At 46.4% G+C, this 20,534-nt stretch carries 22 protein-coding genes and 3 tRNA genes; all 25 read right to left on the bottom strand.

The annotated features are described in order from the left end of the window. Position 1 precedes the first annotated feature (1 nt). Positions 2 to 1,087: a cdisaccharide synthetase gene (locus tag H0Z23_RS05585; protein WP_296868064.1), complete on the bottom strand. Its 1,086-nt coding sequence runs from the start codon at positions 1,085 to 1,087 to the stop codon at positions 2 to 4. After that, positions 1,084 to 2,199, bottom strand: a complete 1,116-nt coding sequence (gene lpxB, locus H0Z23_RS05580; RefSeq protein WP_296868061.1) for a lipid-A-disaccharide synthase — start codon at positions 2,197 to 2,199, stop codon at positions 1,084 to 1,086. The genes H0Z23_RS05585 and lpxB overlap by 4 nt, the downstream gene beginning before the upstream one ends. Continuing rightward, positions 2,199 to 3,011 (bottom strand): UDP-2,3-diacylglucosamine diphosphatase LpxI, encoded by an 813-nt coding sequence (gene lpxI, locus H0Z23_RS05575; RefSeq protein ID WP_366928877.1) that lies wholly within the window; start codon positions 3,009 to 3,011, stop codon positions 2,199 to 2,201. Before lpxI ends, lpxB begins: the two co-directional genes overlap by 1 nt. Before the next feature lie 2 nt (positions 3,012 to 3,013). Then, on the bottom strand, positions 3,014 to 4,123 hold the full coding sequence (lptG, locus tag H0Z23_RS05570) for an LPS export ABC transporter permease LptG (protein ID WP_296868057.1): 1,110 nt from the start codon (positions 4,121 to 4,123) through the stop codon (positions 3,014 to 3,016). Further along, positions 4,123 to 4,605, bottom strand: a complete 483-nt coding sequence (locus H0Z23_RS05565) for an HAD family hydrolase (RefSeq protein ID WP_296868056.1) — start codon at positions 4,603 to 4,605, stop codon at positions 4,123 to 4,125. The genes lptG and H0Z23_RS05565 overlap by 1 nt, the downstream gene beginning before the upstream one ends. Next, on the bottom strand, positions 4,598 to 5,410 hold the full coding sequence (gene lpxA, locus H0Z23_RS05560; protein ID WP_296868054.1) for an acyl-ACP--UDP-N-acetylglucosamine O-acyltransferase: 813 nt from the start codon (positions 5,408 to 5,410) through the stop codon (positions 4,598 to 4,600). Before lpxA ends, H0Z23_RS05565 begins: the two co-directional genes overlap by 8 nt. Then, on the bottom strand, positions 5,410 to 5,850 hold the full coding sequence (gene fabZ, locus H0Z23_RS05555) for a 3-hydroxyacyl-ACP dehydratase FabZ (RefSeq protein ID WP_296868052.1): 441 nt from the start codon (positions 5,848 to 5,850) through the stop codon (positions 5,410 to 5,412). The genes lpxA and fabZ overlap by 1 nt, the downstream gene beginning before the upstream one ends. 41 nt (positions 5,851 to 5,891) lie before the next feature. Further along, the gene (locus tag H0Z23_RS05550; protein WP_296868050.1) at positions 5,892 to 6,725 is read right to left on the bottom strand and encodes a UDP-3-O-acyl-N-acetylglucosamine deacetylase; all 834 of its coding nucleotides are present in this window, start codon (positions 6,723 to 6,725) and stop codon (positions 5,892 to 5,894) included. Then, on the bottom strand, positions 6,725 to 7,771 hold the full coding sequence (gene lpxD, locus H0Z23_RS05545) for a UDP-3-O-(3-hydroxymyristoyl)glucosamine N-acyltransferase (RefSeq protein ID WP_296868048.1): 1,047 nt from the start codon (positions 7,769 to 7,771) through the stop codon (positions 6,725 to 6,727). Before lpxD ends, H0Z23_RS05550 begins: the two co-directional genes overlap by 1 nt. Before the next feature lie 19 nt (positions 7,772 to 7,790). Beyond that, the gene (locus H0Z23_RS05540) at positions 7,791 to 9,047 is read right to left on the bottom strand and encodes a hypothetical protein (RefSeq protein ID WP_296868046.1); all 1,257 of its coding nucleotides are present in this window, start codon (positions 9,045 to 9,047) and stop codon (positions 7,791 to 7,793) included. An 18-nt stretch (positions 9,048 to 9,065) separates the two neighbouring features. Beyond that, positions 9,066 to 10,811: a POTRA domain-containing protein gene (locus tag H0Z23_RS05535; RefSeq protein WP_296868044.1), complete on the bottom strand. Its 1,746-nt coding sequence runs from the start codon at positions 10,809 to 10,811 to the stop codon at positions 9,066 to 9,068. 43 nt (positions 10,812 to 10,854) lie between these two features. Beyond that, positions 10,855 to 11,445, bottom strand: coding sequence for a hypothetical protein (locus H0Z23_RS05530; RefSeq protein WP_296868042.1), 591 nt, complete (start codon positions 11,443 to 11,445; stop codon positions 10,855 to 10,857). 58 nt (positions 11,446 to 11,503) lie between these two features. Continuing rightward, on the bottom strand, positions 11,504 to 12,091 hold the full coding sequence (locus H0Z23_RS05525; protein WP_296868040.1) for a sigma-70 family RNA polymerase sigma factor: 588 nt from the start codon (positions 12,089 to 12,091) through the stop codon (positions 11,504 to 11,506). 59 nt (positions 12,092 to 12,150) lie between these two features. Next, positions 12,151 to 12,804: an alpha-ribazole phosphatase gene (gene cobC / locus H0Z23_RS05520; protein WP_296868038.1), complete on the bottom strand. Its 654-nt coding sequence runs from the start codon at positions 12,802 to 12,804 to the stop codon at positions 12,151 to 12,153. A gap of 51 nt (positions 12,805 to 12,855) precedes the next feature. Next, positions 12,856 to 12,931 (bottom strand) — tRNA-Thr (locus H0Z23_RS05515). 9 nt (positions 12,932 to 12,940) lie between these two features. Further along, a tRNA-Glu gene (locus H0Z23_RS05510) sits at positions 12,941 to 13,016 on the bottom strand. A gap of 19 nt (positions 13,017 to 13,035) precedes the next feature. After that, a tRNA-Lys gene (locus H0Z23_RS05505) sits at positions 13,036 to 13,111 on the bottom strand. Positions 13,112 to 13,230: 119 nt separating this feature from the next. Next, the gene (argH, locus tag H0Z23_RS05500; RefSeq protein WP_296868036.1) at positions 13,231 to 14,640 is read right to left on the bottom strand and encodes an argininosuccinate lyase; all 1,410 of its coding nucleotides are present in this window, start codon (positions 14,638 to 14,640) and stop codon (positions 13,231 to 13,233) included. Positions 14,641 to 14,658: 18 nt separating this feature from the next. Beyond that, positions 14,659 to 15,567, bottom strand: a complete 909-nt coding sequence (locus H0Z23_RS05495) for a phosphatase (protein WP_296868034.1) — start codon at positions 15,565 to 15,567, stop codon at positions 14,659 to 14,661. A 12-nt stretch (positions 15,568 to 15,579) separates the two neighbouring features. Continuing rightward, positions 15,580 to 16,194, bottom strand: coding sequence for a DUF501 domain-containing protein (locus tag H0Z23_RS05490; RefSeq protein WP_296868032.1), 615 nt, complete (start codon positions 16,192 to 16,194; stop codon positions 15,580 to 15,582). Beyond that, positions 16,181 to 16,591: a S1 RNA-binding domain-containing protein gene (locus tag H0Z23_RS05485; RefSeq protein WP_296868030.1), complete on the bottom strand. Its 411-nt coding sequence runs from the start codon at positions 16,589 to 16,591 to the stop codon at positions 16,181 to 16,183. Before H0Z23_RS05485 ends, H0Z23_RS05490 begins: the two co-directional genes overlap by 14 nt. A gap of 146 nt (positions 16,592 to 16,737) precedes the next feature. Further along, positions 16,738 to 17,568: a GTP-sensing pleiotropic transcriptional regulator CodY gene (gene codY / locus H0Z23_RS05480; protein WP_296868029.1), complete on the bottom strand. Its 831-nt coding sequence runs from the start codon at positions 17,566 to 17,568 to the stop codon at positions 16,738 to 16,740. A gap of 74 nt (positions 17,569 to 17,642) precedes the next feature. Beyond that, entirely contained in the window at positions 17,643 to 19,052 is a 1,410-nt protein-coding gene (gene hslU, locus H0Z23_RS05475) for an ATP-dependent protease ATPase subunit HslU (protein ID WP_296868028.1), read from the bottom strand. Next, on the bottom strand, positions 19,049 to 19,582 hold the full coding sequence (gene hslV, locus H0Z23_RS05470; protein ID WP_296868027.1) for an ATP-dependent protease subunit HslV: 534 nt from the start codon (positions 19,580 to 19,582) through the stop codon (positions 19,049 to 19,051). The genes hslU and hslV overlap by 4 nt, the downstream gene beginning before the upstream one ends. Next, the gene (locus H0Z23_RS05465) at positions 19,575 to 20,465 is read right to left on the bottom strand and encodes a tyrosine recombinase XerC (RefSeq protein WP_366928876.1); all 891 of its coding nucleotides are present in this window, start codon (positions 20,463 to 20,465) and stop codon (positions 19,575 to 19,577) included. The genes hslV and H0Z23_RS05465 overlap by 8 nt, the downstream gene beginning before the upstream one ends. Positions 20,466 to 20,534 lie beyond the last annotated feature (69 nt).

Raw genomic sequence — 20,534 nt, 5'->3', positions numbered from 1 at the left:
CTTAGCATATCCTCTCTTCAATAAGGAATAATATCTTCTCTGCCACTTTTTCCCTTTCAGCAAGGCTAATAAGGCGCTCCTTTTGCCTTAGCCTCTCTTTTTTGTCCAGCATAAGTTCCGCCAACACCTGGGCTAACTCAGCAGGGGCAATATCTCCAACAACTTCTTTCATTATCATCTCTTTGGCAATCCTGTTTGGCCATGCAAGAAAATCTCTTCTGGAATCAGCAGCCCTTCTCAAGAACTTACCCTTTATCATTTTCCCCAAAAAAGGCGTCTCCAGGAAAATCCCCTTTAAACCACCAAGAGGTACGTGCTCCAAAAAACGAAAAGGAACAGCCACAATAGTCGGAACCCCTAAATGCATGAGCTCCAAGGTGTTAGTCCCCGGCTGTGTCAAGGCCAAATCTGCCCTCTCAAGGATAACCCTTGTTCCCGCAATAGAAGGAGCAAGGCCCGCTTCTTCCCATTCATTTACCTCACCTTCTGAAGCAAAAGGAGAAAGGGCTGTCGTTATCTCCACATTATCTACTAACCTGCCCAAAGCGTCTTTTACCTCCGACAAAAACTTGAAAGATGCCCTTCTAATGGCAGGCCTGCTTCCGGGGAAAAACACCAAATGAAAAGAGCCTTCCTCCTTCCACGGAGAGGATCCCTCATCCATTGCCAAAGCATCTGAAGTAAGGTCACCTACCGGAACGCTCTTCGGCATAAGGGGGGACTCCCAAGCTGTCATAACTAAATCTGTTTTTTCCATAAGAGGCTTAGGAGCATAAGTATAGCAGAAAAAAGGCTTTTTCCCCCTTGAGGCCATAAGGCCATACAAAAGGTCGCCTCCAAGTTGCAAAACCAGGTCAGAGTCATCATTCAACATTTTGAAAGCACTTTTTAAGAAAAAATAAGGGCCAAAAACCCTATCGGCGCCCAAGCTGCTTGCCAGCCTCACTTCTTCGCCAGAGGAAAATTGGCACGGCAAAAGGCCGATAGTAACTCCGTAGCCTCTAGTTTTCAAAGCCTTGACCATAGGCCTTACCCAACACCAAAGCTCTCCTGGCCCGTTGGCCAACAAAAGAACTTTTTTCATCACTCCACACCCTTCAAAATAGCCTCTGCCCACAAGTTGAGTGCACCAGGCTTGCCAAGTTTCTCGCAAGCTTCGTCCATGACCTTATGAATCTTAGCTCTTTTTGATTCATCCTGAAGGTAAGGCAAAAGGTTGTCCAGAACATTGTTGGCTCTTGCATCGTTTTGCAAAAGCTCCGGGAACAGGGGCCCTCCTGCCAAGATATTGGGTATGCTTATCCATGGGGTTTTCACGAATAACTTATACGCCAACCAAGAAGACCAGGAAGCCTTATATAGCACCACCATGAACCTCCGGCGCAGAAGGGCTTCAACAGCCACCGTGCCGCTGGCTCCCACCACGGCATCCGAACGCTCTATCAGCTTAGCTCCAGGCCCTGAATAAGTTTCAAAGGCCCTTGAATTGAGCTTAATGTAATTTTTTATCTCTTCTGTGAGGTTAGAAGCTATGGAAACTACCGGTTTAAACCCCAAACCTTGAAGCCTTTCTCCAACTTCCAATAACACCGGCAATATGCTCCTTACCTCAGAGGGCCTACTTCCAGGCAACAGGCCGATAACCCTTTCCTCTCCCTCCAAATTTAAAGTTGGAAAGGAGCTTTTAGAAAACATGGCTTCATCCAAAAATGGATGCCCAATCCAAAGACTTGAAACTCCCTTTGATGCCAAAAATTCATGTTCAAAGCCAAAGAGAGGGAAACATAAATCACAAAGCTTTTTTAGCTTCTTTACCCTACCGCCTCTCCATGCCCAAACAGTCGGAGGACACATGTAAAATACTTTTCCCCTGTATCCTTTAAGGCGCAAACCTTCCAACAACCTTAAATGAAAATCAGGGCTATCTACAACAACTACAGCCTTGGGTTTTTTCTCAATAATCTGGGATTCAATGCTCCTTTTAAGCGAAAGAAGCCTGGGGATAGATGAAAGGACCTCTCCTATGCCCATAAGCTGAAGTTCCCTCATGGACCAGGCCTTTTCCACACCTGCAGCCTCACTCAAGGGGCCTACCACGCCCCACAATTTACCCTCAAACCCTCTAACTCTTAGCCCCGCGGCAAGCCTTGAAAGGTAATAGTCCCCAGAAGCCTCGCCACAGCTAAAGAAAATGGACATCACCCTATCCCCCACAAGGCTATTCCCGATTCTTCTGCAATGGCAAATGTTTTCTCCTTTTCCAGAATTATAGTCCTTCCAGCCTCGACAGCAAGGCACGTTAAAGCTCCTTCAGCCATCATCTTCAACGTAGTAGGCCCCACTGTGGGAAGGTCATATCGTTCGTCCTGGTCAGGCCGCATCATCTTTATTACAACTCCACCTTTCACAAGACAGCCAGCCCTTTCTATGGTCTTGTCAGTACCTTCCATGGCCTCAACGGCCACGACAGAACGGCCCTTTACCACCAATGTCTGGCCAAAGGACAACGGCAAGAGCTTTTTCATTATATTCACGCCCCAAGCTATGTCGCCCTTTTCCTCCTCCGTAGGAAGCCTACCTGCTATTGTTCCAGCAGGAGCCAATATGTCTGAAATTACTTCTCTATAAGATAGAACTTTTATCCCCTGAGACTCTATAGCCTTAACTATACCCCCCAGCAAGCTGTGATCGTCCCTTGAGCTAAGCTTTCCTATAACAGCCAACAGCGCGGGGTCAAGTTTTTCTGGCATATACATCAATCTCTTAGGGACATACCCTGCCATTATAAGCTCTTTTATCCCTCGCTCTTTCAGATCCCTCAAAAGCCACCCCAAATTGGGTGAAAGCATATTGACAACTTCTACACCATCCAAGCCAGGACTGCAAGGCGATAAATTCTCATTTAAAGAATAAATAACATCTATTTTACCTTTCAGCCTGCTCGTTATCTCTAAAGGCAAGGTTCCCGCCCCCGCTACCAGTGCTATACGTTCATAACTCAAAGGAACCACCCCTAACTATTTGCTTTGAGGGCCAACCTGAATGCATAGGCAAAGAATACCAGGTTGGGCATCCAGGCCGCAAGGATAGGATTTATTTGGCCAGCTTCTCCGAAAGACCTAAAAAATGACATGAGCACATAGTACAAAAAGACTATGAAGACACTGGTTGCAAGGCCTGCACCATGCCCCGAACGGTGAGGCCTAACCCCCAAAACGGTCCCCAAAAGGGCCAATATAAGACAAGCCCACGGAACTGCCAGCTTCAAGTGGAATAAAACCCAAAGAGGAGACAAATTGGAACCATGCTTTTTCATGATCTTTATGTACTCCAAAAGCTCCAAGGCGCTCATCTCCTTAGGATCCCGCGACAGCTTAACCATTTTATGGGGCTCTAAGAGCACTGGCATCTTCTGCTTATCAAAAGAAAAAAGAAGCTGTACCTTTTCTCCACCTTTCACCTCAAAAACTTTGCCGTCTTCCAGAATCCACCCTTCCTTCGTCCAAAAACCTCGTTTTGCGTTGGTTATTCTGTTAAGGTTTCCTTTGTTGAAATCCTGTATGAGCACATCTTCCATCTCGCCCTTGTTGTAGCGCAGTTTGGCTATGTAGACCACTCTCTTCAGGGTTCCGCCGGACTCATCCCTCAAGAACACCTTCTCTTTCAACATGGTGGGCTTTTCTTTCGCCACCTCGAAACGCAGTATGTTGTCCGCAGCCTTATTCGAGAGGGGGACCAACGTCTCATCAAAAAATAGCGCCACGAGAGATACAAATATGCTCGCAACTATTATGGGAATTGCTATCCTTTGAAATGCAACGCCAGAGGCCTTCAAGGCCACTATCTCGCTCTGGGAGGAGAGCCTGCTGAAGGTCAAAAGACAGGCCAAAAGAGACGCCATGGGCAAAGTCATGACGATAACCTCAGGAAGCTTGTAGGCAAAAAGCTTAGCCACAGCCCAGGCTGAAACGCCTTTTTCAACTATTAGGTCAGCTATTTGAAACAGAAGGTCTCCTGCCACCAAAAGCACGGCAAAGGCAGCTATGCCAAAAAAGAATGCCCCTGCCACTTCAGATAGGATATATCTATCAAGGGTCCTCAAAACCTGACGTTTCCCGGCCATTACACAAAGGTCCCTTCATCTTTATTTTTCTGCAGTATTAACTCGGCTGCATCTCTTACTGCGCCATATCCTCCCCGTGACGGAGTAACAACATCTGCTGCCTCTTTGGCCTCCACAAGCGCATCGGAAGGGGCAAAACTAAGGCCCACCCACTTGAGACAGTCAACGTCGTTCACGTCGTCCCCTATATAAGCTATCTCCTGTGGACTCAAGCCCATTTCATCTGCTACATCCTTTAAAAGAGCCAACTTATCACCTACACCCTGATATACCCTTTTTATGCCCAATTCTTCTGCCCTTGCAGCAGTGGCATTTGAGGGGCGCCCACTAATGATACACACCTCAACGCCACTTCTTTTGAGTCTTGCTATACCCATTCCGTCCTTCACATCGAAACGCTTCCATTCATTGCCACGGCCATCCATCAAGATGCCTCCATCGGTCATGGTGCCATCCACGTCCATAACAAAGAGCCTAATCATTCTCGAGCCCCTTTTCTTTCTTATTCGGCCAAGGAGAGATTCCTCTCTTGCTACCCTTGATGAAATCTATTATTTCCCTTATTAAAGCAGAGTTGCCTTTTTCCTGTTCTAGCAAACTTAAGGCATCCTTCAACGTTAGGCTGCTTCTCAAGAGTTTTTTGTATGCTTCCTTTATCAGGCTACGCTCTTGCTGATTGAAGCCATTTCTCCTCAAACCCACCACATTAAGTCCTCTTATCTTTGCAGGGTGCCCGTCAACAATCAGAAAAGGAGGAATATCCTTCACCACCTTGGACAAGCCACCTATCATACAGTAGTCTCCAATCCGCACAAACTGATGAATACCGCAGAGCCCACCAAGTACCACTTTTTTACCCACACTAACATATCCAGCCAGGCCAGCCTTGCTCGCTATGACACAATCAGGCCCTACGAAGACGTTGTGGCCTATGTGGACTCCCTCCATAATGAAGCAGCCACCACTTACTACCGTCTCGTTACCCTCTCCACTGGCCCGATGAACTGTTACGTTCTCCCTAAGGGTAACCCCATCACCTATCCTCACCCAGGATAGTTCGCCCTTGTAGCCAAAGTCTTGCGGCAGCTGCCCCAAAGTCACATGCTCGCATAACAGGCACTTTCTCCCTATCTTGACGTGATCGCGGACGGTCACAAAGGCCTCTAGCCTAGTTTCAGAGCCAATTTCTACGTCGTCACAAACTATACAATAAGGGCCTATCCATACTCCATCTCCCAGTTTGGCTTTATTTGAGACCAATGCCGTTGGGTGAATAAAAATTGACATCAATCCTTCTCCCCTGTCAGCCTTTCGGCCACAACAAAACTGAACATGGCCTCAGCCACAACTTCCCCTTCGACCTTGGCCACAGCTTCTACTTTTCCAACCTTGCCCCTAAGTTTTACAAGCTTTGCCTCCGTAACCAGCTGATCACCAGGCACAACAGGCCTTCTGAGCTTGGCCTTCTCTATGCCGGTAAGGTACATGGCCAACCCCTTGGCCTCAGGCTTGCTGGCTATCATCATGGCTGCAACCTGCCCCATAGATTCGAGGACTAATACTCCAGGCATAACCGGTTCCTCGGGGAAATGCCCCATGAAAAATGGCTCATTTATGGTCACGTTCTTGTACCCTACCACCCTATCATCACTGACCTCTAAAACTCTGTCCACCAGAAGGAACGGATAACGATGTGGAAGGAAACTTCTTATCTTTTGAATATCCATAGCCTCGCCTCCTTCAAACGCTTCAGATCTTTCTTAACAAGCTATTCCCCCAAAACACAGGCTCTCTTGAGCCTTTTTGTAAGCTCCACGTTGAGCACATGACCACCCTTATAAGAGACCACAAGCCCCTTCAAGGGAACTCCCAACAGAGCCAAGTCCCCCATTAGATCCAGGGCCTTGTGCCTTGCCAGTTCATCAGGATACCTTAGCCCTGGTATGGGGCCCTTTAAAGGCACCACAATCGTATTGTCCTTTGTGCCTCCCAAGCCCAACCCTCGAGATATAATCTCCTCTATTTCCTCTTCCAAGACAAAAGTTCTCGCTCCAGCCAGTTCCTTTATGAAGCTCTCCTCCTGGTGGACATACTCCATTGCCTGGGTTATGCCTCTTTCAGTTCCATAATTTACTACCACCGACAACTCAAAAGTGTTGCTAGGAAAAGCTGCTACAAAAGCTCCCCTATCCTCGTCACGCACCCACACAGGAAAAGTAACGTCCAAAGAGAATTGTTCATCCAAGGAAAATTCTTCCACATTTTTAATTAACTCCTCTGCTAAAGGAAGACACGATCCATCTAAAGCAGGCACCTCTGAGCCTTCGATTGAAAAAGCTACCTGCCAAACCCCAAGCCCGGATAGAGCCGCCAAAAGATGCTCTACGGTCTTTATACTACTACCATCAGGCAAAAATAGCGTAGTACCCCTAAAAGAGCCATCAGCTTCAAGGTCCTGAAGCCTGTATCTTTCCCCTTCTTTCTCTACCCATATCCCTAGTTCATCTGTTGGGGAAAGCTTCAATACGGACAACTCGCCAGTATGAAGCCCCTTGCCTTCCAGTGTAATAGGCTTTTTCAGTCTCCTAATTTTCCCTGCCATCATTTACCTTCACCGTTTCTTTCCGAGCCTTTATCTAATGATTTAAAAAACTTTCGGATTTTAGGATAAAGCTCCACGAGCTTGCCCAAAACAACCTGTTTTTTCATTTCTTGTTCATGTTCCCTTGCTGGAAAGCCAGAATATATCTTTCCGGGAGGAACGTTTCTTGTAGCGCCTCCATGGGCGGCTATCACTGCCCCTTTTCCAACTCTGACATGATCTGCTACACCACTTCTTGCAGCCATAACAACCCCATCCTCCAAGACAGCGCTGCCCGCGATACCTGCCATAGCTACCAGGACACATCCTTTTCCTACCTTGGCGTTATGCCCTATGTGAACATGGTTGTCTATCACAGTGTCATCCCCTACGACAGTTTCTCCCAGCGTAGCCCTATCTATGGTGGAGCAGGCTCCAATCTCTACCCTGTTGCCAATCCTGACCCTGCCAAGCTGCGGTATCTTTACAGGCTTGGGTCCCCTGTTGAGGAGGAAACCGAAACCATCACACCCTATCACTACACCTGAATGAATAAGGCACTCCTCTCCTATGACTGTCTCTTCATTCAGGACCACGTTGGCTTCAATCCTGGTATGGGCTCCTATCTTAACGAATTCACCTACGCACACTCTCGCTTCAAGAATTACTCCAGGCCCTATATCGGCGCCTTTTTTTATGACACAGTAAGGTCCAACACTTGCAGTTTTGTCAATTTTGGCTTCGTCATCCACCACTGCGGTTTCGTGAATTCCCGGTGCAACCTCTTTTCTAGGAGCAAAAAATTCTAGTATTTTAGCAAAAGCAAGTTGCGGATCATTTACTTCTATGCCCGTTCTTCCCTGTTGGAGCCACCCCACAGGAACAACCGCCGCTACAGCTTCACCCACCAAACTAAAATCTTCCTTCTGCCAGGCAACAGCTATATAGTCTTGCCTTTGTCCTGACGGAAGCTGCACTCCCCTAACAACCCTACCTTTGTCCCCCAAGGGGTTTCCTTCCACCAGCTGAGCTAATTTTTCTATAGTCACATCACGCTCTACGATCATTGTTACGTAATGCTCCTTCCTAAAGGTTTCCCACTAATCTCACGCAAAATTCGTCCTCTTCGCGGCTATCATAAAACAGCTCCCAAAAGATATGTTCCCTTATCCGCCATCCAAGGCCCGCCTCTACTTCATCTTCCTCACTGTAGCGAGCCCAACCATAAACTTTATCAAATATTTCGTCAAACCACACCCTTCCCCAATATTCATCGTCGGGGAAGGCCCTTTCTGCACCGATCCATATGTTTTTCCACAACAACCATCGTGTTCCTAAACGACTCTCAACATCTCCATCATCAACCTTAATAATGCCCTCGCCATAAGCTTCAAGATCAAACCCCGATATAGGAACAGTTCTCCTGCCAAAATGAATACCCACTTCGGGAGGCCTTCCCTCAGCACCTATATAGGTAGCAAGCCACGCCCTCAGGACATATTTTTGGCTTTCCACGTTGACCTTAAGCGTCGACACGGTCTGCGGGGTAAGGTTAACTTCTACCTTTCCCTTTAACTTGCGAGCCTGCCACTTATCCTCAAGATCCAAAGCCACCTTACGAGAAATAGCCTTTTTGTGCTTTGAAACCCATTCCACAGGAAGCCCAACATAGGTAGAAAGAACCTCAAGAGCCTCTTCCTCTAAATCTGCCTGCAATACGTTGGGCAGCGACAAGGAAGTAAAACTAGTCTTGAAAGCCACAACGACCGGCTCTTTTGGGGAAAAGCTCACTTCCAAAACAGGAATTCCCCCCTCCTGGGTAAAAACAAGCATCCCATTCCAACCTGGAAGGTTTTTTGCAATAATTTCCTGGGCTCTCTTGCGAAAATCACTAGCCGACCACCTTAAGACATCGAAGGGAAGATGGTCTAACATTCCCTCAAGTTCCTCCTGTAAAGTCCCTAAATCCTCTGCAAAAAGGATTGAAAGATATCCAGAGAGTTTAGGCACATCAATAAGCACCTTCCAACCAGAGGCATTTTCTTCAGAAACTTCAAAAGCAACATAAAGGTTAAGGCCGTCCTCTTTGAGGCTTTCGATGACAAGCCCCGGAAAGAGCCTTTTTGCCACCAGCCTTAAAATCTCTTCTTTGTTGGAAAGATTACGTCTTGCAGCTTCATTCCACACTGCATCAAGGGACCTTTGCATAGCCCCTGACAGCCAAGATGGAACTCCCTCCACCTTGACTGAGGCATAGGCTTTTTGATTCAAAAGAAAGGCCACGGCCAAAACAAGGACCGAGGCCAAAACAACCCGCCGCAACGCTTTCCTAAGTTCATTCATATGTCAAAAGCACACCACCTAGAACATCTCTCCGAATCCGAAATGAGTAGTAGTTTCATATTCTCCCTCGGCAACGTCCAGCCTGAGGTTACCCAAAGGCGTACGCACTCTAACGCCAATCCCGTAAGCATCCTTCATATCGGAGAAACTGAAATTATCCGATGCCATGCCGGTGTCATAAAAAAGAACTACTGAAAAAGCATCCTTTATCGGCACTCTGAGTTCGGCATTCAACAAAGCCATCTCGTCACCTTCAAACTCGTCATCATTGTATCCCCTCAGGTCATTAGAACCTCCAAGGAAGTACTGTTCTGCCCATGGGACTTGACCTGAAGATGAACCATATCTCAATCTACTCGCAAAAATGACAGGGTTATCCTCAGATCCAATATCTAAATTATCCATAATTCCCGAAAGGAAATCCTTCAACGGGCGATAATACCTGGCTTCTATCCAATATTTAGTGTACTCCATTTCACTACCCGTATCTGGCTCAAAGTACCCCTGCTCAACATTAAGCTTGTAAACAGCTCCATCCGGGTAAGATATGAACTTCACGAGATCAGTGTAAGTCAAAGTACCGGTAATAGAATAGTTGGTGCCAACTCGGTCCTCATCGTCGACCATGGTACCTGGCGTTTCATCCGGGTTCCTTACGTTGAAAATCTCCACATCGTGCCAGTCTAACAGGGCATACCAGCTGAGTTTTTCATCCGAGCGAAATTTCTTTCCTATACCGAAATAAAAACCCTTTTTATCTTCATCATAGTAGTGTTGAAGATCTCCGTCCTCGTAATCTTCCAGGTCTTCCCAGCTCCTCTTATACACTCCCACCTTCCAGGAATAATACTCCTGATCCATGTAAGGCTCTGTAAAACTTACCCAATACTGCTCCCTGTCACCGGTCTCAAAACCTATCTCCGCCTGCTGCCCCAAACCCTTGTAATTGCTCTCTGTCAAAGTGGCTCCACCTGTCCAGCCACTGCTCGAGCCGTGCCCTATGGAAAGGCCTACTTTCGTGGTCTTCTGCTCGGTGACGGTAAACACCAAATTTACCATATTCGGGTTTTCCTCGTTGGGCTCGAAACCAAGGCTGACATCCTCAAAGAACCCAAGCTGATTCAGCTTGTTAAGAGAATGCCTTACCAAGACAGCGTTGAACAAGTCTCCCTTTTTAAGTAGTATTTGCCTCTTTATAACAAATGTCTTGGTCTTCTTGTTGCCCTGTATTATGATGTCACCGACTCTGGGTTCAACTATCTTTATCTTCACCACACCATCTTCAAAGGTAACGTCTTCCATCCTTACGAGAGTGTAGCCATCTTTCTCGTACTTTTCCTTTATTCTCTGAAGGTCGTGCCTGAAAAATACTCGGTTAAATACGCTTCCAGGCTTTGAGAAAACCAACTCCATGAGCTCATCGCTGGGATAAACCGTGTTGCCCTCAAAAACTATCTCTTTAATAGTGGGGTTTTCCACCACTTCGTACTCCACATATATTCCTCCCGATTGGGGAGAAACACTTACGTCAACCAAGGAAAAGAATCCTAGCCCATAAATATTGTCTATATCCTTCTGAACCAACTCGCGGTCAAGGGGTTCACCTACTTTCGTCTCCACGACGCTAAGTATAAAGTTGGATGCCACTTGCTTGTTGCCTGAAACACCTACCCCAACCACCAGGGGATTTTGAGCAAACGATAATGACGCAAAACATAAAATCAAAGCACTGGACACTAAAAGATAGGACAAAAACTTTCTCACTAACTAAACACCCCTTCCCGCAAAATCTTAGGCTCTAATGCTCTTATTTTATTCTTATATCCTCTTTTCTCAAAGCTCTTTGGCCAACCTCATACAAATACAACACATCCTCAATGTTCAAGGAATTTTTCTCAGCTTTCTGAGCAACCAAAACGGAGCCTTTTCCCTTATTTGAGCTCAACCCCTCCCTTACGGTAATTGGCGCGGGCCTTGCCTTTACCTTAACATCTGATCCTTCTACCGCACTGGCTCTGAGGTTCATCTCACTTAGGCTTTTTCGCAAAGCAACTAAAGCTGATCTCTCATCAGAAGTAACCCATTCCAACGAGAGATTATCTTCCTTCACTACAGGAAGAGGAAAGTTCCTCATAGTGGCCGTAGGAAGGGCCGCAACCATTAAAATCAAAAGAGCCAAACACAGGGACCTGCTCCCAAAAGAAACAAAATAACTGAATCTTGCCTTCCCAGTTGAACTTTCTGCTTTTGTCGCTTCTTCCCACAGCTTAAGCCGTGCCGCTTCAAGTTCTGCCCTCGCACTTTCCAACTCGGATACGGCGTACATGTACTTCCCGTTCCGGTAGGCTTGAATGCACCTTTCTATCCAATTCTGCACCCTCTTAAGCTTTCGCTCCAAAGCCCTTACCCCCAATAATTTATCATGAGAATACACCTTGCATGATAATTATCACAAATTAGGGGCTTTTTGTTGCATCCTCAAGGCCTAAGAGCAATCTCAGTTTTGCCACAGCTTTACGTTTTAATCTATATATATGGCTTACGTCAAACCCTTTTTCCCTAGCTAAATCTGCAGCCTTTACGTTATCCAAGACCAATGCCTTTATTATCTCAACTTCCCTTTCAGGAAGTTTGGCCAGCTCATCCATGAGGCTCATACTCCATTCAAGGTTATCAAAATCATCAGAGCTAACAATCTGAACAGAGGTCTCGTCAATTGGCATCGGAGCCTTGGCTTCCACTCTTTGAAGAAAATTGGCCATCTGCCCTTTCACTCTGTAATACGCAAATGTGGAAAACTTGATATTCCTGGAGGGATCGTACCTATCCACAGCCTCTATGAGGGCAACCATCCCTTCTTGAATAAGGTCAGGATACTGCTGTGGAGAGACGTTGAACTTTTTCGCCAGCCAAAAGACCATAGGCCTGTGCATCAAAATCAGCTTTTCCCTTGCGGCTTCATCACCTTCGCAAGCCTTTTCCCACAAAAGGCTTTCCTCTTGTACATCCGCTTTATCTTTCTCTGCACTATCCGGCAAAGCCATGCGATAGCCTCCTCTCGCCACATGACTTTTATACCATGTATCGAGTGGAGTTGTCATCTTTAAGGAATGAACAGCTTCTCTATAAGGTTGACAGGCAAGTGAAGGTGATGGGTGTCATTCCAAAAAAGGAGGGACGCCTTGCCATCTTTTAAGACCAGTCCCACAAGGGCGCAGTTATCGAGGCGCATGTGCCATATGCCAGAAGGAGACAAACCCAACAGCAATACAACTATAGCCCTTATGACACCGCCGTGGGCCACTATTAAAACTTCCCGATCTTCTCTATTCAATATGTCGTCCAAAACTGGCTTGACTCTTTTTACTACATCTTCAAAAGACTCTCCCCCCGGAGGGACAACTTTTGAAGGGTCATCTTTCCACGCCTCGTAACGCCCCGGAAAGCTTTTAGCTACATCGTGAACCGAAAGCTTTTCCCAATTCCCAAAACTCATCTCCTCTAACTCGCTGCGAACCTCTAGCCTAGCAGCATTTACATTCAAATCAGAAACGATCTTAGCTGTCTCAAGAGCTCTTGAAAAAGGGCTGGTATATATGGCATCCACTGGCCAGTTTTTTAGGCGCACGGCAAGCATCCTGGCTTCATTAAGGCCCGATTCGTTCAAGGGGACATCAGTTTTACCCTGAAACCTCCTTTGTGCATTCCATTCCGTCTGGCCATGTCTGGCTAGCAGAATCCTAACTTTGTGAGTCATGCAGAGTTCCTCCATAAAAAAATAAGCCACATAAGTGGCTTGGTTTATCCCTGGAGCCGGCGGGCGGACTCGAACCGCCTACCTGCGCATTACGAGTGCGCTGCTCTACCTAATGAGCTACGCCGGCAACAAAAAGTGGCGGTCCCAGCGGGATTCGAACCCGCGCCGCAGCCTTGAAAGGGCTGTGTCCTAGGCCACTAGACGATGGGACCGCATTTAAATGCTAACATCTGGTGGGCCGTACAGGGATCGAACCTGTGACACCCGGATTAAAAGTCCGGTGCTCTGCCAACTGAGCTAACGGCCCTCACGGAGCGGGAACAATATACCCGGCATTGGCCTCTCTGTCAAGAGTGTGAGAGCAATTTTTTCAAAAATTTTTTTGGCTTAGAAAAAATACAAAAAACATAACACTCAAAAACCCCGCTAGAGAACAAATTTTGCCGGATATGAAGCAAGTTGCCCCCGGTAATCCTCCAAAAGTTTTACTCCTCTTTCTATCTGAAGAGACACTTGTTTGAAAGAAGTGCCTCCGTAAGTATTTCGACGATTGACAGCCTGTTCCAAGCTCAAGAGCTTCATCAGGTCCTCTTCCACCTCAGGTATGAGCTTTTTCCATTCCTCCAAGGAAAGTTCCTGAAGCTCCTTGTAGTTGTCAAGACACCATCTTACAGCCCGCCCTACTTTTGCATGAGCCTCCCTAAATGGGACACCTTTCATCACCAGGTATTCCGCTACATCTGTTGCCAAGGCAAACCCTTCCCTGAAGGACTCCAGAGCCTTCTCTTGGTTTATATCAACCCTTGCAACTAGCGAAGGCATAACTTCCAATACGTCTCTAACCACCTGCAGGGAATTCCACAGAGGGCGCTTGTCCTCCTGCATGTCTCTGTTGTAGGTTGAGGGCAGAGCCTTCAATGTAACAGTAAGATTGACAAGATCCCCGAAAACCCCTCCTGTTCTTCCTCTTGCAAGCTCAAGAACGTCAGGGTTTTTCTTTTGGGGCATCATGCTCGACCCGGTACAGAAAGAATCGGGCAGATCAAGCCAGCCAAATTCCCTGGAACTATATATGACAAGGTCTTCAGAAAGACGGCTAACATGAAGCATGATCATCGCTAGGGCGTATTGGCAATCTAACATGTGATCCCTATGACTCACAGAATCAAGGCTGTTGTCTGTAGGCTTTCTAAAACCCAAAAGCTTTGCAGTGAAATCTCGATCTAAAGGAAGCGTAGAACCCGCAAGGGCCCCAGCGCCCAAAGGACACTCGTCCATGGACTCCAAGGCAAACAGCACTCGCCTTAAATCCCTTGAGAACGCCCAAAAGTGGCTCATCCAGTAATGTCCCATGCTTATTGGCTGAGCCTGCTGAAGGTGAGTGTATCCCGGCACTATTGTAGTTCTATGGGCCGTTGCTCTGTCTATCAGGGATTCCATCAGCATTAACAGCCCATCGCCAACATCCACCATCTCTTTTCTCAAAAAAAGCCTAACCGTCGTCGCCGATTGATCATTACGGCTTCTCCCAGTATGAAGCTTAGCCCCAACAGGGCCTATAAGTTCTGTGAGCCTTGCTTCGATGTTCATGTGAACATCTTCTAACGACTCCTTGGGGACAAAGATGCCTTTTTGAATTTCTTCAAGTACTTGCCTAAGGCCCCTTTCTAAAAGCTGAGATTCTTCTGCTGCTATGATTCCTGACTCGCCAAGCATGCGAGCATGCGCTATACTTCCGTATATATCATACTTGGCAAGCCGCCAGTCCATATCGAGGGATTGAGTAAATTTCTGTACAATCTCTGCGGTGTCTTCCCTAAACCTTCCGTGCCACACTATGATCAGCTCCCCACTTTACAAAAGGATTCCTCTAACTTCCATGCCATACCCTTCAGCTATAGAAGCGCATTGCGCCCACAGCAGGTCAGTCTCACTGTGAGTGTATTCTTTATGCTTAAGGCTACCCAACAAAGCTTCAATAACGCATATCCCAGCTATTATAATATCTTCCCTTCCGCTCTCAAGCCCCACAATGCTCTTTCGTTCCTCCAATGAAAGAGCTTTCAGCCTTCTGCAAGTATGAGTTAAATATTCTAAATTAATCTTGCTTCCATGAATTTTTGAAGGGTGGTACTCATTATTAGCAATACCTTTAGCCATCATGGCAAGGTTAGAGGAAGTGCCTCCTACACCTGCAAGGGACTTGCTCTTGATCTGGGCTTCAGCAAGGGCCTTTTTTGTTTCTTCTTTTATCTTCTCGCAATCCTCATCAAAACGGTTCGTCATTCTAACCGCTCCCAGCGGGAAAGAATAGGCAAAATTTTCGCCACAAACTTCAAGGCTGCCTCCCCCAAGGTCGAAAACCACATCACATTCTTTAAGGCCCAATAACGCCCCTTTCCGACTTAAATGAGCCTCTTCTGAAGGCGATAAAACTTGTATTGGTACTTCGCAAAGCTCCTCTATCATCTTCTTGATAGAATCTCCATTGCCTGCAGCCCTCAAACTTTCTGTTGCAAACACCTTCATTCCATCTTTTTCTACCCTAAAAGCTTCAAACAACTTCAAAGCTTCCTTCATTGCTCCTACGGTACGCTCAACCGCACTCCTTCTTGCCGTGAAGTTGCTGGAGCTTATCCCCTCTGAAATGCGCGTAATCCACAAACCAGACGTCTTATACATCAGTTTCCCATCAAGGTAATCCACAACTAAGCAGCGCAAAGAGTTGGACCCTAAATCTATAGCCCCTAACTGCGTACCCACACTAATTACCTCCTAATAAAAACACGGCCTTTCCTTATACACGGGACATTTAAAAGCTGGCAAGCTTGTTTTAAACCATAATTCCCCTGGATGCCATCCTAAAGCCGCCCACGAAGCCACCTGCAGGTGAAGGCATTTTACCGTTACTTTGTCCTTAGGCATAATTCCTCCTGGGCCCCCTTTGCGCATCAGGTCCCACATACGCCTCTTTCTGGAGATTAGAAAATTCTTCTGACTTTCATCAAGCAGGGCCATACGAACCAATGCATGGGCTACTATAAAGGCCTTCCACTTTTGGGAATTTCCCTTCAAGTATTCCTCCAGTTGCCTCACCCCACCAACAGACTCCAACTTATCGCAAGCTTTGACCATATAAGGACATGTAAGCCAAAATGAAGTTGGGAAAGGCTCTAAAGCCTTCATGGGCCTGCACACTATGACAGCAGGCATACCCCATGCGCATCTTTTGGCCACACCTAAAACCAAAGAGGCATCAAACTTACGATTTTTCACCTGTTTCTTTATGACCACTAAGTCCCTTTGTGTGATCCTGTCAAAAAAAAGAGGGGGTAATTTTTCCCCCCTCAAACCACTACCCAATAACACCACTTCGCTATTTTTTGCCACGACCCCTGCTGCCCTTTCCTTCTCTGGATTTTTTGTTGAGGTCCATTATCCTCTGCTCACTTTCTTTAAGAAAGGATGCTAATTTTTTTTCAAAGTCTTCCGCTGGCGAACTCGCCCTCGCTGGACGCACCCTTTCTTCCTGAAGCTTTTTGATGGAAAGATCTATTCGGCCTCGTTCATCTATTTTTATAACCTTGGCCTTCACTTTCTGATTCAATTCCATCACATCTTCAACCTTCTTGACATACCCCTTAGAGAGCTCTGATATGTGTATCATTGCCCGCTTACCATTCTCCAACCTAACGAAGACCCCGTAGGGGACAATTTGCTCAACTGTTCCATCTACGACATCCCCGACTTTCAGCGTCTCAGAATGGGGACTTTTCTGTTGAATCATGCAGTTCAGATACCTCCATTTTTTGGATAATAAATAATTATTGTAAAAACCAAGAAGACCACAAAAAGCCTCTTTTTGCCCCCCAACCACCTCCATGAACTGCTTTATCACGTCGATGATTATATCATCTTAACTCTACAAGGTCATTACTCGGAAAAACCCAACTCCTCCATAAATAAATGGCTCAAGATCTTTATGTAGGTCCCCTTCATGCCCAAACTTCGGCTCTCTATGATTCCAGCACTCTCAAGCTTTCTAAGGGCATTAACAATGACACTCCTAGTAACGCCAGCTTTATCTGCCACCTTACTGGCAACTACTACACCCTCTGAAGAACCTAACTCGGATATTATATGCTTTACCGACTCAACTTCCGAATAGGACAAGGCTCTCATGGCCATTTGAACGATCAGCCTCTCCCTGGCTCTTTCCTCTATCTCTCTGGCCTTCGCATTGAGCATCTCTAAACCCACTACTGTGGCCAAATATTCGCTTAGCACCAGGTCCCTGGTGTCAAAAGGATAGCCAAAACGAGCCAAAATTAAGGTCCCCAATCGATCTCCTCCGCCATATATAGGAACATAGACCACATGCTTGTTGGAGTTAGTGCAAGGGTGATCAGCATAAGCACAAAGGCCGTGGTCAGTATGGTTGAGAACCGACTCATTTAACCTATTAAGCCTCTCCACATAACTTTCGGGCATATACCCTTTTTCCAGAAGATCCGTCATTATAGGACAATCATATTCACCAACCCACGCATAACCTAAAATTTTCCCCTTGCCATCTATCATGTAAACGTTCGCAGTGGAAAGGTCGCATAAAACCTTAGCCAGTTTCTGAAATTCCTGTATGGACGTATCCTTCTTGTTTTGTAATATCTTATTCACTACACGGGCCTTTTCCAAAAGGTCTTCCATTGCTGTGATATCTTTAATTTTAGCTCTTGATTCATAAAGTTCCTTAGGAGTATTCATAACTAGCTTATCCCTCCAGATATTTCATTTATTTGAATTACAACACCATACTACGTTTTTGTATAAACCTTCACTTAAAGAAGATACTTCCTGAGATCTGTATCAGCTACTACGCTGTGCAATTTTTCTTTCACTACTTTTGCATCCACTGTCACAACTTCTCCCTTTCTTTCCGGAGCTTCAAACTGTATCTCCTCCAAAAGGGTCTCCAATATGGTGTGAAGCCTTCTTGCCCCTATATTTTCCATTTCCAGGTTCATCCTAGCAGCTATGGAAGCTATCTCAGCTATTCCATCTTCAGTAAAGACTAATTCAACTTCTTCAGTCTCCAGTAATGCCTTATACTGCTTCAAAAGGCTGTTTTCCGGTTCCACTAAAATTCGGGCTAAGTCCTCCTGCGTAAGGGGGTTTAGCTCAACTCTCAGAGGAAGCCTACCCTGAAGCTCTGGAATCAGATCAGAAGGCTTTACTTTGTGAAAAGCTCCTGCCCCTATGAAAAGAATATGATCTGTGCGGATAGGGCCGTACTTGGTGTTTACTGTGCAACCCTCAATTATGGGAAGCAGGTCTCTTTGAACCCCTTCGCGGCTCACATCTGGCCCGGATCCTGGACTAGAGGCAGAAGCCACCTTATCCAATTCGTCAATAAATATTATCCCTTCTTCTTGGGCTTTCCTCACTGCTTCTTTTGATATGGCATCGTGATCTATTAGTTTTTCCGCCTCCTCCGCCTGCAGAGCCTTTTTCGCCTCGGCAACTGTCATTGTCACCCTTCTCCGTTTTTTAGGAAACAATCCGCTCAGCATCTCGCCAAGATTTATGCCCATCTCATCCATGCCCGGGGCTCCTAAAACAGGGATGCCCACCTGGGCAGATTCAGTTAACTCAACTTCTATCTCCCTTGAATCCAATTTGCCTTCTCTAAGGAGGGTTCTAAGTTTTTCCCTGGTGGCCTGCCTTTTCGTGTCTTCGGGCTCCTCATGCTCAACTTCCCCTGTGTCACTTTGGCCAAGGAAGAACCCTACCATATCCGAGACTCGCTCTTTGGTTTTCCGCCTAGGCAGAAGGGCATCAAGAAGCCTCTCCTCCACTCTCCTAGCAGCTTCTTCCTGAACTTCTTGCAAATGCCTTTCCTTCACCATATGATATGCCTTTTCAACCAGGTCACGAATCATGGACTCAACATCACGGCCCACGTAACCCACCTCTGTGTATTTGGTTGCTTCGATTTTAACGAAGGGTGCATTGACAAGTTGGGACAGCCTTCGGGCTATCTCCGTCTTTCCCACTCCAGTAGGCCCAACCATAAGTATATTTTTGGGAGTAATCTCCCTTGCCATTTCCTCGGGCAACTTTCTCCTGCGCACCCTGTTCCTAAGGGCTATAGCTACAGCTCTCTTTGCCCTATCCTGCCCAACTATGTACCTGCCAAGATATTCAACTATCTTTCGCGGAGTTAAAGCATCTTCATTGTAAAAATTCAAGACTCAAGCACCTCCACGGTCAAAACGCTGTTGGTATAAATACATATCCCAGCAGCAATCTCTAAAGATTTTCTGGCTATCAACTCAGCATCTGTCAGACCAGCCTCTATAAACGCCCTGGCTGCCGCCAGCGCGTAACCCGACCCAGATCCTATGGAAGAAGCATCCCCCTCAGGCTCGATAATGTCTCCTGCTCCTGATAACAGGAGGGTCTGGTTTATGTCTGCTACTAGCATCATAGCCTCAAGCCTACGAAGGGCTTTATCGGTTCTCCAATCCTTGACCAGAGCTACCGCAGCTCGCATCAAGTTTCCGGACTGCTCATCCAGCTGCCTCTCGAAACGCTCCAACAAAGTCATGGCATCTGCTGTAGCGCCGGCAAAACCACACAAAACTTTGTCGTGATATAGGCGTCTTACCTTCCTTGCACTGCCTTTGACTACTTGATCGCCCAAAGTAACCTGGCCGTCCCCGACCATAGCAACCTTGCCATTTTTTCTAATACATAAAATAGTAGTTCCCTTAAACATCTTCCCCTCCGAACACAGCCCTGGGATGGGCCTTTATATAACTCTTCTTGAGTTGCTCAGCAGTCACTTTGAGATACCGCTGAGTGGTCATCAAGCTTTCATGCCCCAAAAGTTCCTGCAAAACCCTCAAGTTTGCACCTCGTTCCAGCATGTGGGTAGCAAAACTATGCCTTAAAGCATGAGGAGTTACACCACTTAAACCTGCGTTTTTTGCGCATCTTGCCACTATTCGGCGCAAAGTTCGAACCGTTATAAAACCGCCTTTCTCCCCAGGGAAAACATAAGTATCCGAAGATTCGCCTGAATCTTTCCAATCTTTCAAGGCTTTGACGGCATAACGGCCCATCGGCACTATCCTCTCTTTATCTCCTTTACCTACAACTCTTATCCATCTCTCTTTTAGGTCCACCTGCTCCCACTTCAGGGCAGATGCCTCCGCTATCCTCAATCCACACCCATAAAGAAGCTCAAGCACAGCCTTATCCCTTAGTGTCTTGTCACCTCTAGGACCTTTTTCTATGAGCTTAACCACATCCTCATATGGCAAAGCCCTCGGAAGCCGTTTTGGGAGCCTTGGTCCCTTCAATCTGGCAGCAACATCTGACTCAACTAGCCCTCTTTTTTTTAAAAATGAAGTCAAGCCCTTTATAGCAGAAAGCTTCCTTGCCGCAGATGTTCTCGCATAGCCAAAGCCCACTACATCCCGCAAAAAAGCCCTAACATGAGCGGACTCTATGTCTCCAACATCATTTATCCCCTGGGACATCAAATAATCGACAAACTGACACAAGTCCACAGCATAATTGATGGTGGTGTTCTCAGACTTCCCACAGCCATACTTAAGCCAGTTCAAATACAAATCTACCGCTTCTTCTACCTTCATGGACATGGATATATTGTAGCATTTTGTTGGAGAAAAAACACAATTTTCTATATAAATATTTTATATGGA

The sequence above is a fragment of the Thermovirga sp. genome, assembly GCF_017656375.1.
In the GTDB taxonomy this organism is placed as follows: Bacteria; Synergistota; Synergistia; order Synergistales; family Thermovirgaceae; genus Thermovirga.
The sequence above is the reverse complement of the archived record's forward strand: the minus strand, read 5'-3'. Positions and strand labels throughout refer to the sequence as shown.